Genomic DNA, 15,009 nt, shown 5'->3' on the forward strand with positions numbered 1-15,009 from the left:
CCCCCTTGACGACATTTCGAAATCTATGTTCGATCTAACTCATGGTGAGGAAACTAATTGGCGCACTGACGCCCCAGCGGCGCGCCGACCGGACAGCCGGCCATCCCGGCACGTGGCTCACCGCCGCCGCGGTGGTGGCCACGGCGAGCCCGCTGGTCACGGCCCTGACCGGGCCGCTGCAGGCGGAGGCGGCGACGGCGGGACCCCGGATCATCCCGGCTCCGGTGTCCATGCGGACTGTCCCCGGGAAATCCTTCACTCTGACCCGCGCAACCAAGATCGTGGTGGCGTCGCGCTCCCGCGACGCGGCCGGCGTGGCGACGTTCCTGGCCGGACTGGTCCGCCCGTCGACCGGGTACCGCCTGCCGGTCGTGTCCGGACCCGCCGGCTCGCCGCACGCCATCTCCCTGCGCCTGAGCTCGGCGGCCGGCCTCGGATCGGAGGGGTACCGGCTCGACGTCACGGGCGGCGGCGTGCAGATCCAGGCCGCCACCGCCGCCGGCCTGTTCTACGGCGTCCAGACGCTCCGGCAGCTGCTGCCCGCCAAGGTGGAGGCGCGCAGCGTACGGCCCGGCCCCTGGACCGTCCCGTCCGTGCACATCGCCGACCAGCCGCGCTTCACGTGGCGCGGCGCGATGCTCGACGTGGCCCGGCACTTCTTCACCGTCGACGAGGCGAAGCGGTACATCGAGGAGGTCTCGATGTACAAGATCAACGTTCTGCACCTGCACCTCAGCGACGACCAGGGCTGGCGCATCGCCATCAACGGCTGGCCGAGGCTGGCCACCTACGGCGGCAGCACCGAGGTCGGCGGCGGCCAAGGCGGCTACTACACGCAGGCGCAGTACAAGGACATCGTCGCTTACGCCAAGAAGCACTTCATCACGGTCGTCCCGGAGATCGACACGCCGAGTCACACGAACGCCGCGCTCGCGTCGTACGCGGAGCTGAACTGCGACGGCAAGGCGCCGCCGCTCTACACCGGCACGAACGTCGGCTTCAGCTCACTGTGCGTCGACAAGGACATCACGTACCGGTTCCTCAACGACGTGATCGGTGAGCTGGCGAAGCTGACCCCCGGCTCGTACGTCCACATCGGCGGGGACGAGGCGCACAGCACACCGCTCGCCGACTACGTCAAGTTCATCGACCGCCTGCAGCCGATCGTCCACGCGCACGGCAAGAACATGATCGGCTGGAACGAGATCGCGCAGGCGGACGTCAAGCCGGGCCCGGCCACCCTCGCCCAGAACTGGAGCATCGCCGACGGGACCAAGCCGGTCAGCGACGCGCTCGCCACCGCGGCGGTGCAGAAGGGCGTCCAACTGGTCCTGGCGCCCGCCAACCACGCCTACCTGGACATGCAGTACGACAAGAACTCGCCGTACGGCCTGCACTGGGCGGGTTACGTCAGCGTCCAGAAGTCGTACCAGTGGGACCCCACCACGATCTTCACCGGTGTGACGGAGAAGGACGTGCGCGGCGTTGAGGCGCCGATCTGGAGCGAGACGCTCACCAAGATCCACGAGGTCGAGTACATGGCCTTCCCGCGGCTCCCCGGAATCGCCGAGATCGGCTGGTCGCGGCAGCAGGGCCGGTCGTGGGATGAGTACCGGACGCGACTGGCCGCGCAGGGCCCGCGCTGGACGGCGCTCGGCGTCAACTTCTACCGCTCGCCGGAGATCCCCTGGGACCAGGCCGGCTGACCCCGTCGCGTCGATCGTCCCGGCCGGCCCGCGTCGGCTGGGACGATCGGTCCGGCGTCCGCGCGGCCCAACGGCCGCGACGCCGGTTCCCGCGCTCGCGGGGTCGGCTCGGCGTCCGGGTCGGTCGGTACGGGCCGGCCCGGACGTGCTTCATTCAGAAGCGGGACTCCCGCCGGACCGCGGGCATCAAACCGATGCCGATCGCGGCGAGGCCGCAGAGGATGATCACGGTGCCGGTGAGAGCGTTGTTCACGATCTCAGCGGTGCTCGCCGTATGCCGGGGAAGCACCCAGGGGGCGATGATCGTCCAGACCCCGATGAGGGGAGTGGTCCACATCAGGCCGTGGGTCCGTCCGTAGGCGGAGGTGAAGCCGATGGCCAACAGGGCGAGGGCCGCGCCGACGATCAGATCGTTGACGGTCAGCGGCACGCGCGCGTTGAACCCGACGACCCATGCGGAGATGGCCAGGTACAGGGCGGACAGGAACGTCAGGCCGTTGACCACCTGTGCGGGCGGTGTCTCGGCGACGCTGTCGTACCGTGCCCGGACCTCGGCGACGCCGTGCTCGCGCTCCAGCATCGAGTTGCCGGTGGCTGGGCTGGAAGGCGGTGTCAGCCGCGGTAGGTCTCCAGGAGGCGCAGCCAGATCTCGCTGATGGTCGGGTAGGAGGGCACCGCGTGCCACAGCCGCGCGATCGGGACCTCACCGGCCACCGCGATGGTCGCCGAGTGGAGCAGCTCCGCGACACCGGAGCCGACGAAGGTCACCCCCAGCAGCGTCTCCCGGTCCAGATCCACCACGGCACGGGCACGGCCGCGGTAGTCGTCGGCGTAGAGAGAGGCCCCGGCGACGCCGCCCAGATCGTAGTCGACCGCCCGCACCCGGTGCCCCCGGCGTTCGGCCTGTTCGAGGCTGAGGCCGACGGCCGCGACCTCGGGATCGGTGAAGACCACCTGCGGCAGCGCCCGGTCGTCGGCGGTCGCCACGCTGCGGCCCCAGGGGGCCCGGTCCAGCTCACGGCCCGCGGCGCGGTCGGCGATAACCGTGCCGAAGATCCGTCCCTGGTACTTGCCCTGATGCGTCAGCAGCGCGCGGCCGTTGACGTCGCCGGCCGCGTAGAGCCAGCCGCCCGGGACGCCGACCGCCAGGCCGGTGTCATCGACCTCGATCGGCTTACCCGCCTCGAGCCCGACGCTCTCCAGGCCCAGATCGGCGGTCGCCGGGACCCGGCCGGTCGCGAACAGCACCTCGTCCGCCGTCAGCGCCTCCCCGTCGCTCAGCGTCAGGACCGCCGGGCCGTCGCGGCGCACCCCCGTCACCGTCGTGCCGAACCGCACCTCGACGCCGGCCGCCCGCAGGCTCTCGGCCACCAGCTCTCCCGCGAAGGGCTCGAGCTTCGGCAGCAGCCGGTCACCCCGCACCAGCAGGACCACGTCACTGCCCAGCGCCCGCCAGGCCGTGGCCATCTCGACGGCCACCACGCCCCCGCCGACCACCGCCAACCGCCCCGGCACCCGCGGCGAACCGGTCGCCTCGCGACTGGTCCACGGGCGCGCCTCGGCCAGGCCGGGCAGCTCCGGCAGCGCGGCCCGGGTGCCCGTGCACACCGCGACGGCATGCCGCGCCGACAGCACGCGCCGCCCGCCATCGGGCGTGTCCACGACCACCCGGCGTTCCCCGTCCAGCCGGCCGTGGCCGCGCACCAGGGTGATCCCGGCCGAGTCCAGCCAGTCGACCTGACCGTCGTCCTTCCAGTGCGACGCGAACTCGTCCCGGCGCTTCAGCACGGCCGTCGCGTCCAGCGACCCGGTCACGGCCTCACGCGCGCCCGCGACCCGGCCCGCGTCGGCCAGCGCGGCCGCCGGGCGCAGCAGCGCCTTGCTGGGCATGCAGGCCCAGTACGAGCACTCCCCGCCCACCAGCTCGCTCTCCACGATCGCGACGGTCAACCCGCCCGCGTGGGCCCGCTCCGCGAGGTTCTCCCCGGTCGGGCCGGCGCCCACCACCACGACATCGAACTCGTCCACCGTTCGTCCTCCCTGATCCACCCTGCTCGTACTCGCGCTCGGGCGCGCCTCCGCGCCGCACCGGCCGAGGCGATGAGCTTCTCACGCAAGGGTCGCCCGGTGACGGAGAGCATCCTGTGGATCGGCGGCGACCCCGCCGACGACCGGGTGCGCAGGGCCCGGGAGTTCGTGTTCCGGTTCCACCTGGAGAGGGTGACCGCGGAGGAGACGCTCGGCCAGGCCCGGATGCGGCAGCGCGACCATTACGGCCAGGCCGCCGCGCGCGGTGACGCCGACCTGGTCGCCGAGGCCCGCCGCCGTCTGCACTCCCTGCCCTGACCCACGTGGCACCGAGCCCACTGATCAAGTCGCCGCGGCTGCGGGCCCCAGGGAGATCATGAACGTCGGCTGGGCATTCCACGGCCGGATCGACAGGGAGACAGCCGATGCTTTACGGAAGATGAACCGTGGCTTGCGGTTAGGCGCAGAGGCTGCCGGAAATCTCGCGAATGGCGCTTGATTTCGCCATCTACGCGCAATTTCCGGAGAACGCAATGTTTGCGATAAAGAAACCTCTGGGGTGCGCGGCCTCGGCCACACTCGCAGCTGGATGTTTCATCGGGCTCGGGACCAGCGCTCAATCGGCCACACCGCCGCAGGCGGCGGTCGCCGCAGCACGCAGTGCGTCACCGGTCATCGGTACCGGCGTGCATCCCGATCCCACTCACCCCGGCGTGCACGGCACGCATCCGGGGCATCCAACGCATCCAGTGCACCCGAAGCCGACGCATCCAGTGCATCCCACGGTGCATCCCATGCCGACGAAACCTGTGCACCCGAAACCGACGAAGCCCGTGTATTCGAAGCCGCCGGTGGTGCATCCCAAGCCGACAAAGCCCGCGCACCCGGGCCATCCTGGGCACCCTACATACGGTGGTCATCCGGGCGGCCACCCCGGCCACCCCGGCCATCCGGGGCACCCCGGATACGGTGGGCATCCGGGCGAGCATCCTGGACATCACCCGGGGCATCATCCTGGGTTCGGTGGGCATCCGGGCGAGCATCCCGGACATCACCCCGGACATCATCCTGGGCATCACCCGGGACAGGGTGGGCATCCCGGTGAGCACCCTGGGCATCACGAGGGCTACCGCCCATGACCCGACAGCGCCGAGGTAGACGCCAGTGGGCAGCGGGTCGCTGAACCACTTACATCACAGACCGGCTGGAACATCGCGGACGCGGAGCCCGGGAGATCCGGGCTCCGCGTCCGCGTCCGCGGGTGCCGGCGACGTCCTATCCGAAGGGAGCCGGCGGCGCGGCTCCCGCGGTTCAGGGGTAGGCGACCACGTTGGTGGGGCCCTGGTAGGTCGGTGTCACCGGGTCGCCGATCCCATTGATCACGTGGTCGATCGTCCCGGCCTTGTTGAGCGAGACGGTGAGCAGGTCGTGCATCCGCACCCCCGGCGTCACCGGCACTTCGAAGGCGTTCGTGGCGTGCAGGCTCGGGTCGACGTTGGTGTAGATGTAGCTGCCCAAACCCCATGCCTCGTGGGTCCGCACGCCGTCGGCGACCTTGTAGGCCGCCCAGCCGTCCACGCCACCGTGCCGCCAGGCCGCCTGGTCGGGCGCGTCGTACGGCAGCTCGTTCTGGAAGAACACGGTCCGGCCGCGCTCGCCGTTCCAGACGACGTTGTACTTCTGGTAGTGCTCGACGAACAGGCCGGTCGCGGTCACGTCGTCACCGTTCACCACGACGCCGGTGTCGGCCGTGTTCCGTGTCCATCCCACGCCGGTGCCGTGGTCGGCGCGCCACGCCCAGATGTCGTCGAGGATCGTGTGGTCGCTGTCGACCACGAGGCTGGTCGCGGCCTTGCCCGCGTGCGGTCCGCCGATGCGGAAGAAGACGTCCTGCAGGGCGGTGGGCCGGCTCGCGTCGGATCCGTGCGGCCCGCCCTTGGCGTGCGGCGTGCCGACCCGGAGCAGCGCCGGGGACTCGACCGGCCCGGCGTCGATGGTCAGACCGGCGATGTCGACGCCCGGCACGTCGGCGACGGTCAGGGGGACGGCGCCGTGCTGCGCCGTCAGGGTGGCCAGGCCCAGACCGAGCACGACGGTGCCGGCGCGTTTGACCGCGATGCTGTGCGCCACGTCGTATACGCCGGGGGTGAGCAGCAGGTTGCGTCCCCGCGCGAGCGCCGAGTTGATCTTCGAAACGCGGTCCGACGGGTGTGCGACGAAGAAGGAGCTCAGCGGCAGCGAGTGGCCCGGGGTCGGGCCGGCCCGCCAGGTGGTGCCCTGAGAGTTGCGCGCGGCGTCCGGCACGAAGACCTTGTACGCGCCGGACCCGTCGACGTAGAGGTACGGCCTCTCCTTCGAGGCAGGGGTCGTCGCCAGCGTGGTGTACGGCGGCTTGGGGAAGGACTGTGCCGGCGCGCCGGCCACGCCGGAGAACACCTGGTTCCAGACGCCGTTGCTCCAGCCGCCGACGCTGCCGTCGCGCGTGTAGAACTGCTGCTGGGATCCGCTGGTGACCGACGTGGAGATCGCGGAGTCGGCGATGAAGCCACCGCTGGCGTACTGCGGCCCGGCGGTGCAGTAGTCCATCAGCGTGGTGTTACCGGTGATCTTCACCCGGCGCAGCGGCGCGGCCTGCGACACGGCCCAGAACTCGGTGTTCGTACGGCACCCGGATCCCCCGGCCGGATTGATCGTCAGATTCGCCATCGAGCGCCAGAAGTTGTCCAGCGCCATGCAGTTGTCCGGTGCGAGGCAGCGGTTGAAGACGTCGACCGAGCCGTTGATCGTCACGTCGGACGGCGACCGGCCGAGCCCCGCGACCTCCGTGTAGTAGCCGACCTGGAACTTGAGGGGATCGGCGGCGGACCCGTACACGCCCGGCTTGAACAGCAGGGCGTAGCGCTGGGTGCCCATCTCGTTGTCGACCTGCTGCCTGGCGACCGCGTCCACGGCGGCCTGAATGTCCGCCTGCGGCATGCTCGGGTCGAAGACGAGAACGCCCGGGCCGAGGTCGGGGCCCGCCGTGGGCGGTGCCGCGGCGGCGACCCCGCCCGGGATCGCGACGGTCAGGAGAGCGCCGGTCAGGGCGACGGCGCCCATCGCCCGGCGGGACGGACGCCAGGGGCGACGACGCCCCGGGCCGATCGTGCGGCCTCGCGCCGCGCTGATGTGCATCGGGATTCGGGCCTGCCTCTGCTGTCGGCGAAGCTCCGCCCGGGGTGCGGACGGGCGGGCGGCTGGTGTGTCCGGCGACAATTTAAGGCATGAAATAAGTCGTTGAACAGACATGAGGCCGCGAAAGTCCGAGGCCGCGTCGGTCGCTCAGTGGGAGACGTGGCCGCCGAACAGCACCGCGACGAGCGCCGCCGCGCAGACCCCGACGATGGTCCCGGTCGTGAGCATGAACCGCCACGCAGGGCCGTACGGCCCCCTGTGGCGGCAGGCCGCCCAGAACACGGAGGTCGCCGCCAGGACGGGCAGGCCGATGACCGGGTCGGCCTTGGTGATCGCGACGTCGAGCGCGGTGACGGCGACGGCGGTCCGGGTCCAGGCCAGGCGCGTGCGTTCCGTCGCCAGGCCGGGGTCGCGGTCCGGCCGCGACGCCGGGGTCATCGGCTGCGGACCGTGGAGACGAGGACGAACACCACGGAGGTGAGCGCGGTCACGGTGACGGCCACCGCCAGGATCGTCGGCAGCCATGATCGTGGCAGCGGCCTCCGCTGCTGCAGAGCGCGATGATTGCGCCGGAACTCGAGATAGCCGACCGTCGCGATGACGGCGCCCAGCACCATGAGGGGAACGCCGAGCAGGTCGCGGCTCCAGGGGATCCCGGGGAAGGGTCGTAGGACCTGAATGCCGGCGAGTCCGGCGGCCACGAGGGCGAGCGCCGTCCGGCTCCAGGCCAGGAACGTCCGCTCGTTCGCGAACAGGAACCGTACGTCCGGTGCCGCGGCTTCGCCCGGGTCGGCCGCGGCCGGCCGGCGATCGGAGAGCTGAGGCTGACGCGGCGTGTTCATGCGCGGATGGCCTCCAGGATCGGTGTCGACAGGCGTCCGATGGTGCTTTTCACGCAGAATAATCAGAATCTAACGTTAAGTGACATCGCCGATCGGTGTGCTGAATGTGCACCGAAGGGAAGCACTTGCTGTCCCTGGAACCCACTCGCGGGCCGGGACGGCTCGGGTGAACGGCTCACGGCGTCATCGGACCCCGGTCCGCGAACTTGATCACTCGTACCGGGCAGGGGCAGTCCCGCGCCAGGTCCATGGCCGTGCACCGATGCAGGCGCGCCGCCCACCGGGAACGGACCCGCGCGCCGACGTACACCGCGCACGCGGTGTCGAGCAGGGCCCGCTCGCGCAGTGCCTCGGCCGGCCTGCCCTCGGTGACGACGAACTCCCACTCCAGGCTCCGCCCGCCGAGCAGGAGCGTGCAGCACAACCACGCGTCGAGTTCGAGGGCGTCGCGCCAGGACGTGTCGTACAGGTCCATCGCCGGCCAGCCGAAACACTCGCCGGGCAGCGGGCCGGGCCGTACGTGAACGGCCCGCAGCCGGACGCCGTCCTCCGCCGCGTGCGCCGCGGCCGCCCGCAGCGCCGCCCGACCCGAGTCGCCGCCGTCCACCCCCACCAGTACGGTCTCACCACCGCCCATGTCGGACCTCGGGTGCGGCGGCCGCGGTCGGCGTGCGCCGATCGACGCGAACGGACGTCATGAGAGGTGGCGGTCGGCGCCGGCCAGCAGCGATCGCGCGTGGGAGATCGCCGCGTCCGGATCGGAATGGATGAGATCGACCAGGGACGGTCGCGCGTCGGCCGCGTTGACGAGCAGCCGTTGGTGGTCGGGCCGCACCCCGGCGAGCAGGACCGTGACGCCGCGGGCGCGGAGGAAGGTGATCACTTCGCCGATGACGCGGGCCGCGGTGAGGTCCAGGGCCGAGACGCCGGCCATGTTGAGGATGATCACGCCGGGCCCGGTGAGGTGCGCGAAGCTCGCGAGCAGCCGGTGCGTCGTGGCGAAGAACCAGGGCCCGTCGAGGCGGTACAGGCTGATCCCGCCGGCGGCCACCCCGTCGGTCGCCCCGTCGGCGGCCATCCCACGGGGCACCCCGCCGGTCATCCCGTCGGCGGTGTCCGGTCGCGGGGTGCCGGCACCGTCCGCCGTACAGGGGACGGCCTCGATGCGGCTGCCGCGAGCGAGGGTGGCGATCGTCACCAACGTCGCGATCACGACCCCGGCGGCGACCGCGGCGATGAGGTTGACCGCGACGGTCACCGTGCACGTGAACGCCACGATCAGGGTGTCGATGCGGCTGGTCCGCAGGATGGACGCCAGCGACGCCACTTTGATCATCCGGACGGCGGCGCCGAACATCAGCCCGGCGAGCGCCGCGCGTGGGATGTCGGCGACCAGGCCCCCGGCGGCGAACGCGATCACCGCGAGCACGATGGCGTGGGTGAGCGCGGCCAGCCGGGATGTGGCGCCGCACCGTACGTTGACCGCCGTCCGGGCGAGCGTGGCGGTGGCCGGCACCCCGCCGAACAGCGGCACCGCCAGGTTGGACAGGCCCTGCCCGAACAGTTCCCGGTCCGGGTCGCTGGGCCGGTTGCCGCCCATCGCGTCCACCACGGCCGCCGACAGCAGCCCCTCCAACGCGGCCAGTACGGCGATGGCCAGCGCCGACGGCAGCAGGGCCGCCAGCAGGTCAGGGTGCATGAAGTCCAGCGACGGCGCGGGCAGCCCGGCGGGCACCGCGCCGATGCGGTGCAGGCCGAGCGGGAAGGCTTCGGCGATCACCGTGGCCATGACGATCGCCACGAGCGGGAACGGCACCCTGGGCAGCCACCGGTTGCCCGTCATCACGACCGCCGCCACCGCCGCGGCCATCAGCAGCGGCGCCGGCCGGAGCTCGTGGATATGGTCCGTGACCGCCCGGACGGCCTCGCGCCACACCTTGTCGTGGCGGCGGGTGGCCTGCCCGAGCGCGGCCGGGACCTGCTGCAGGGCGATCACCACCGCGACTCCGACCGCGAACCCCTCCACCACCGCGGCGGGCACGCAGCGCGCGAACCGGCCCAGCCGGACCAGGGCCGCGACGATCAGTACGACACCGGCCATCGCCCCGGCCAGCATGACGCCGCCGGGACCGAAGCGATGCACGACGGGGATGAGCACGACGGTCATCGCGCCGGTGGGGCCCGACACCTGCAGGGCGCCGCCGCCGAAGATCGCCGCCAGCGCGCCGGCCACCACCGCGGTCGCCAGCCCGGCCCGCGCCCCCAGGCCCGAAGCGGCGCCGTACGCCAGCGCCAGCGGCAGGGCCACCACCGCGACCGACAGCCCGGCGAGCACGTCCCGCCGGGGATGGCAGCGCATCGCCGCCAGGTCCGCCCGGCCGGGCAGCAACTCGCCGAGCCGGGAGAGACGACCGCCGAGGCGCCGCCCGACGGCGATGCCGGTCTGCGGCGCTCCGTACGCCGGACCTTCGAACGACGACCCGGATGGCGTGCGTCCCGGCATCTCACGCTCCTCGGCAGGTGCGGAAATTCCCGTCGTCGCCGGTTCTGAACTTCCTGACCAGCGGCAACTACCGACGGTAACGGCGTCGGCCGCGATGAGTGGCGAGGACGTCGATGGACTATCCCGAGGGACAACACGCTCGGTCCCTCCGGTCACATCCCCACCGGCCGCATCGAGGCTGGCCGGGTTCCGGGACGCGGGGGGACAAGCCCGGACGAACCGGTCCCGCCTCGTACTACGACGAGACGTTGTCCGCTGTCGGCGCGGCGAGCGGGGCGGCCGCGACGCCGTCGGCGGGCCGCCGGGCGGCCGGGGCCGCGCGGCGGCCGATGCGGCGGCCGAGGCGTTGGAACGGGACCTCGACGTACCGGTAGGTCAGGGCACTGGTCGCGATCAGGGCGGCGACGAAGACGGCGAGGCGGAACGCGTCGTCATGGTCGGGGGTGCCGCCGAACTGGTCGGACACCATGAGCAGGACCGGGTGCAGAAGGTAGAGGGAGAAGCTGATGGCGCCCAGGCCGGTCAGCCACCGGGGGATCCGGCGGCGGCGCAGTGCCCAGCCCGCCGCGAACGTGACGGCGGCCAGGAGCAGCGAGCCGGCCCAGTAGACCGCGAAGGCGTCCGCCTGCGCCGGTGGCATGCTGACCTGTGCGTGCCAGGCTCCGGCGAGCACCGCGCAGGCCAGCACGGCGGCCGCCGAGAGCACCGCCGTGCGGGGGCGGATCTGCCGGTGTTCGGCGCGGTACAGCGCGGTGCCGGTGAACATCACGGCGAGGATGATCAGGCTCTGCCAGGGGCCGACGCGGCCGTTAACGCAGACCAGGGCGAGCGCCAGGACACCGCCGAGGACCCCGCCCGCGACGCGCACCGACGGCCGGGCCGACACCGCCGCGGCGATCGCGGTCACCATGACCACCGCGGTCAGGGCGACGACCGGTCCGATCCCGACCCTCCTGGACAGCGCCGCCATCGGCAGCAGCCCGCCGACCAGCACGGCCGCGGTCGCGAGCGTCACGGCGATCGGCGCGGACAACCGGTGCGTCCTGGTGACGAACAGGGCCACCACGAGCAGGTAGAAGAGCATCTCGTACGAGAGCGTCCACAGCATGTTGATCACGTTCGGCACCGCGAGGACGTCCTGGAGCATGGTCAGGTGCGCCAGGACGGCGGTCGCCGGGCGGTAGCCCTCCAGCCCGGCGCGCAGGCCGCGGACGCCGAGCAGGTAGGGCAGCAGGGTGATCGCGCAGGCGGTCGTCAGCAGGGGATAGATGCGCAGCACCCGGCTGATCCAGAAGCGGCGGACCTGCCCGTGGCGTTCCAGCGAGGCGGGGATGATGTAGCCGCTGACCAGGAAGAAGACCAGGACGCCGTACAGCCCCGGATCGAACCAGTCGACCAGCCCGGCCCGCCACCGTGGGGTGTAGTAGTACGTGGCGTGGTGCAGCGCGACGACCATGGCCGCGATCCCGCGCAGCAGGTCGAGCCAGGCCAGCCGGGCGCCGGACGAGGCGGAGCGGTCCGTGTCCACAGGCGTCAGCCGGTGGTCTCGGGCAGCCCGAACCGGCTCCGCCTGTCCTGGGGGACCAGGTCGAGATAGGACTCCGGGTCCGCGGCGATGACCTTGCGGACGTACGGACAGAACGGCAGGACGGCGAGTCCGCGTCGGCGGGCGTCGTCGAGCGCGGTCGTGACGAGCCGCCGGGCCAGGCCGCGGCCGGCGAACGCGGAGTCGACCTCGGTGTGGGTGAAGGCGATCGTGTCGCCGTTGAGCTTGTAGACGGCGAACCCGGCCCGTCGCCCGTCTTCGAAGATCTCGAAGCGGTTCTCGGCCGGGTTGTCGCGGACGGTGGCCGTCATGAGGCGTCCTCCCTGCTGCACGTGGTCCGTATTGTGCCAGTTACCGGCGTGATGCCGGATGCTGGAGCTACGGCTGCTCCTCAGGATCACCTGCGTGAACACGCTCGAGACGGAGGCTCATCCGCCGGTCACGGCGGACGTAGGGGCGGGCCGCCCGGTGCGGACGCCGTGCCCGCCAGGCCGGCGATGCCGAACGCCATCCCGAACAGGTCCAGCGGAACCCGGCGGACCGTGACGGCCTCGGTGTCCTTGGCCTCAGGAGGCACGGCGGCTCCTCGCGGTGCGATGAGGGGAGGTCGGGCCGGCGGACGGCCGAGAGGCCACCGCCGTCCCAACGCCCCGCGGCGGCGCGGCGCGCGCACGAGTCGAATGACTTGCGATTTCGTACGGCCCGGACACCCGAGGAGGCGGCGGCGGGGCGGCGCGTGGGGCCGTGACCCTGTGACAGGGCACCCGCGGTGAGCGGCTAGCGTGACAGACGCTGCCGGAACTTGCTGTTATACCGTCCATAAGGGACGGTTGTCGTCAGGCAAGCTTTTCGACCGGAAAGGTGGTGGGGGCTCGCGCGTCCGTGGGCCCGACGCGTGGATGTCTCCAGCACTGCTTCCGCGGACCGGTCTGACCCCGGGCGGGTGACCGGCGCACCGGGGAGCGCGGCCCCGTACCCCCTCGTGACGGCCGACGCCGACGGCCGGGTGGTCGAGCTCAACGAGGCCGCCGTCCGGCTGTTCCCGCGAGCGACGCCGGGCGCGAGCCTCGCCGCGACGACGGCCGGGTGGCTGGCGGAGGCGCACCGCACTCTGGGAGGAGACGGGGCCGGGCCCGTACGGGGCGAGGTGGGGGAGCACGGTCTCGCGGCGTACCCGACCCGCTCGCCGGACGGGAACGTGGTCTGGTGGCTGGCCGACGACACCGAGCGGCGGCGCGCCGAGACGGCGCTGGAGAAGGAGCGGAAGCGCACGGCGCTCCTGGCGGAGGCGTCCAACGCGCTGCTGTCGACCCTGAACTTCGAGCGGTGCATGGAGGTCGCGGTACGGCTGGCGGCCGAGCACCTGGCCGACGCCGCGGTCCTCGTCGCGCCCGCGGTCGGAAAACGGCTGCCGGCGGCCTTCGCCGTCCGGGGTGGCGCGGTCCACCGCCGCACGGTGCAGGCCGACCCCGCCGAGGTGCCCGGACTGAGCGAGGCGCTGCGGGGCTTCCCGCCGATTCCCTCCCGCTGGATCGACCCGCGCGACCTGTCGCCGTGGGTGATTCCGGAGGGCTTCGACGGGCCGGTCGGCGCGGTGGCGATCACACCGCTGCCCGGACACGGCATCCCGGCCGGCGCGTTCGTCCTGCTGCGGCGCAACGACCGGTCGGCGTTCAGCGACGACGAGGAGTACTTCGCCCGGCTGTTCGCCGCGCGGGCGGGCGCGGCGCTGTCGGCGGCCCGCGCGTTCGCCGATCAAGCCGCGATCACCGAGGTCCTCATGCGTGAGCTGCTGCCGCCGCAGTTGCACCACGTGCACGGTGTGGACTTCGCCGGCGGGTACCGCGCGTCGGTGCGCAGTGAGCTCGTCGGCGGTGACTTCTACGAGGTCCATCCCGGCGCGGAGGAGGGCGAGGAGTCTCTCGTCGTGCTGGGCGACGTGTGCGGCAAGGGACTGGAGGCGGCGGTCACCACCGGCCGAATCCGTACCACGCTGCGGGCGCTGCTGCCCATGGCCGATGACCATCTGAGGATGCTGTCCCTGCTCAACGGCGCGTTGCTGACCACGGGATCGAGCCGGTTCGCCACTCTCGTGCTCGCGTCGGCGGCGCGGGCCGGGGATCGGGTGCGGTTGCGGCTGACCGCCGCCGGGCATCCGCCGCCGTTGATCGTCCGTTCCGGCGGTGCGGTGGAGGAGGCCGCCACGCGGGGTTGCCTGATCGGGGCATTCCCCGACATCTTCGCGTCCACCGCCGAGGTCGAGTTGGCGCCGGGTGAGACGTGCGTGCTGTACACCGACGGCATCACCGAGGCCCGCGGCGGCCCCTTGGGCGACGCCATGTTCGGTGATGAGCGCTTGAAGGACGCGCTGTCCGAATGCGGGGGAATGCCGGCCGGAGCGGTGGTGGAGCGCGTGCAGATGCTCGCGGCGCAGTGGGCCGGGAGCCGCGACCACGACGACATGGCCGTCGTGGCGATCACCGCTCCGCACACCGGGGGACCGGAGCCGGCGGAACGACGCTCACGACACGAGGAGACCCGGCGATGACCGTCACGGACCGCCTGAAATCCGAGGCGGTCTCCGACCGCCTGTGGGACGCCGTGCGGGAGGGCGACGAGTACACCGCCGTCGACGTCGTGCTGTCGGCGGTGGACGCCGGGCTGGACGCCGAGTCGGCGCTGCTCGATGTGATCGCGCCGGTGCAGGCCAGGGTCGGCGCGGAGTGGGCCGCGAACCGGATCAGCGTGGCCCGGGAGCACACCGCGACGGCCATCAACGACCGTGTCGTCGCCGCCCTGGCCCACCACGCGTCCGCGCCCCGGCGGCCGCGGCGGGGCCGGATCACGGTGGCGTGCGTCGACGGCGAGTGGCACGCGCTGCCCGCCCGCCTGCTGGCCGAGACCCTGCGACTGCGGGGCTGGCACGTCGACTTCCTCGGCGCGCAGGTACCCGTCCCGCACCTGATCGACCACCTGCACCGTACGGGACCCGACGCGCTGGCGTTGTCCTCCTCCATCCCCACGCGCCTGCCCACCGCGCACGCCACGATCACCGCCTCCCAGGCCGCCGGTGTCCCGGTCATGGCCGGCGGCGCGGCCTTCGGCCCCGACGGCCGCTACGCCGACCGGCTGGGCGCCGACGCCTGGGCGCCCGACGCCCGCACCGCGGCCGCCCGCCTCGAGGAGATCCTCGCCCGGCCGTACGTCCCA

15 protein-coding genes are annotated in these 15,009 nt (G+C 72.4%); 5 read left to right on the forward strand and 10 right to left on the reverse strand.

The annotated features are described in order from the left end of the window. The first annotated feature begins 41 nt into the window (after positions 1–41). A complete protein-coding gene (locus tag AB0K82_RS34955) occupies positions 42–1,706 on the forward strand; it encodes a beta-N-acetylhexosaminidase (RefSeq protein ID WP_364405272.1) in 1,665 nt (554 codons plus the stop codon). 154 nt (positions 1,707–1,860) lie between these two features. On the opposite strand, the gene AB0K82_RS34960 is transcribed toward AB0K82_RS34955, so the two are convergent. Then, a complete protein-coding gene (locus AB0K82_RS34960; RefSeq protein ID WP_364405274.1) occupies positions 1,861–2,286 on the reverse strand; it encodes an SPW repeat protein in 426 nt (141 codons plus the stop codon). Between the two features lie 32 nt (positions 2,287–2,318). Then, on the reverse strand, positions 2,319–3,734 hold the full coding sequence (locus AB0K82_RS34965) for an NAD(P)/FAD-dependent oxidoreductase (protein WP_364405276.1): 1,416 nt from the start codon (positions 3,732–3,734) through the stop codon (positions 2,319–2,321). 99 nt (positions 3,735–3,833) lie between these two features. Between AB0K82_RS34965 and AB0K82_RS34970 the strand changes: the two genes are divergently transcribed. Together AB0K82_RS34970 and AB0K82_RS34975 are read left to right on the forward strand one after the other, a co-directional pair. Next, positions 3,834–4,052, forward strand: a complete 219-nt coding sequence (locus AB0K82_RS34970) for a hypothetical protein (protein WP_364405277.1) — start codon at positions 3,834–3,836, stop codon at positions 4,050–4,052. A gap of 594 nt (positions 4,053–4,646) precedes the next feature. Next, complete coding sequence (locus AB0K82_RS34975; RefSeq protein WP_364405279.1) at positions 4,647–4,892, forward strand: hypothetical protein; 246 nt, start codon at positions 4,647–4,649, stop codon at positions 4,890–4,892. Between the two features lie 153 nt (positions 4,893–5,045). Here AB0K82_RS34975 and AB0K82_RS34980 read toward each other — a convergent pair whose 3' ends face one another. The 8 genes from AB0K82_RS34980 to AB0K82_RS35015 all read right to left on the reverse strand — a co-directional run bounded on the left by AB0K82_RS34980 (position 5,046) and on the right by AB0K82_RS35015 (position 12,376). After that, on the reverse strand, positions 5,046–6,833 hold the full coding sequence (locus AB0K82_RS34980) for an adenylyl cyclase (protein ID WP_364405281.1): 1,788 nt from the start codon (positions 6,831–6,833) through the stop codon (positions 5,046–5,048). A gap of 222 nt (positions 6,834–7,055) precedes the next feature. Further along, the gene (locus AB0K82_RS34985; protein ID WP_364405283.1) at positions 7,056–7,346 is read right to left on the reverse strand and encodes a DUF202 domain-containing protein; all 291 of its coding nucleotides are present in this window, start codon (positions 7,344–7,346) and stop codon (positions 7,056–7,058) included. After that, positions 7,343–7,750 carry a DUF202 domain-containing protein gene (locus AB0K82_RS34990; protein WP_364405285.1) on the reverse strand — a complete coding sequence of 136 codons (408 nt, stop codon included), beginning with the start codon at positions 7,748–7,750 and terminating at the stop codon, positions 7,343–7,345. The genes AB0K82_RS34985 and AB0K82_RS34990 overlap by 4 nt, the downstream gene beginning before the upstream one ends. Positions 7,751–7,925: 175 nt before the next feature. Beyond that, complete coding sequence (locus tag AB0K82_RS34995) at positions 7,926–8,387, reverse strand: universal stress protein (RefSeq protein WP_364405287.1); 462 nt, start codon at positions 8,385–8,387, stop codon at positions 7,926–7,928. Positions 8,388–8,444: 57 nt separating this feature from the next. Beyond that, on the reverse strand, positions 8,445–10,253 hold the full coding sequence (locus AB0K82_RS35000; RefSeq protein WP_364405289.1) for a SulP family inorganic anion transporter: 1,809 nt from the start codon (positions 10,251–10,253) through the stop codon (positions 8,445–8,447). A 235-nt stretch (positions 10,254–10,488) separates the two neighbouring features. Then, the gene (locus AB0K82_RS35005; RefSeq protein ID WP_364405291.1) at positions 10,489–11,781 is read right to left on the reverse strand and encodes an acyltransferase; all 1,293 of its coding nucleotides are present in this window, start codon (positions 11,779–11,781) and stop codon (positions 10,489–10,491) included. A gap of 5 nt (positions 11,782–11,786) precedes the next feature. Then, positions 11,787–12,212, reverse strand: a complete 426-nt coding sequence (locus AB0K82_RS35010) for a GNAT family N-acetyltransferase (RefSeq protein ID WP_364405293.1) — start codon at positions 12,210–12,212, stop codon at positions 11,787–11,789. Positions 12,213–12,238: 26 nt separating this feature from the next. Continuing rightward, a complete protein-coding gene (locus AB0K82_RS35015; RefSeq protein ID WP_364405295.1) occupies positions 12,239–12,376 on the reverse strand; it encodes a hypothetical protein in 138 nt (45 codons plus the stop codon). Positions 12,377–12,742: 366 nt separating this feature from the next. Here AB0K82_RS35015 and AB0K82_RS35020 point away from each other — a divergent pair, with 366 nt between their 5' ends. After that, positions 12,743–14,347 (forward strand): PP2C family protein-serine/threonine phosphatase, encoded by a 1,605-nt coding sequence (locus AB0K82_RS35020; protein ID WP_364405297.1) that lies wholly within the window; start codon positions 12,743–12,745, stop codon positions 14,345–14,347. Continuing rightward, positions 14,344–15,009 (forward strand): cobalamin-dependent protein (locus AB0K82_RS35025; protein ID WP_364405299.1); only part of this gene is annotated, 666 nt, incomplete at its 3' end. The genes AB0K82_RS35020 and AB0K82_RS35025, both read left to right, overlap by 4 nt.

It is taken from the genome of Actinoallomurus sp. NPDC052274 (assembly GCF_040679475.1).
Lineage (GTDB): Bacteria > Actinomycetota > Actinomycetes > Streptosporangiales > Streptosporangiaceae > Actinoallomurus > Actinoallomurus liliacearum.